Origin of the sequence: Legionella londiniensis (assembly GCF_001467825.1) — a bacterium.
GTDB lineage: Bacteria > Pseudomonadota > Gammaproteobacteria > Legionellales > Legionellaceae > Legionella_A > Legionella_A londiniensis.
In genome coordinates, this window is record NZ_LNYK01000023.1 from 1 (window position 1) to 206 (window position 206).

The following is a 206-nucleotide window of genomic DNA, read 5'->3' on the forward strand; positions in this document are numbered from 1 at the left end:
AAACAGCCATTTACAAATAAACGGTTATCTGTCCCTGTTCGACCCCTATCCGTTGCTTTCCCTGGAAGAAATGGCTCTAATTTACGCCACTGCTCCGCTGTTAATTCATACCGCGCTGGCATTTGACTACTATTCCCTTGAAATTGTGAAAAATAACAGTTTACGGATTTTTTTATTGTATTCAATTTAAATGGTGATTGAGCCTA

At 38.8% G+C, this 206-nt stretch carries 1 protein-coding gene; it reads left to right on the forward strand.

Annotation, left to right across the window (positions count from 1 at the left end; all coding sequences use genetic code 11):
- Positions 1–190, forward strand: a 190-nt coding sequence (locus Llon_RS11900) for a hypothetical protein (RefSeq protein ID WP_420324215.1), incomplete at its 5' end; no start/stop codon positions are given.
- Between the last annotated feature and the right edge of the window lie 16 nt (positions 191–206).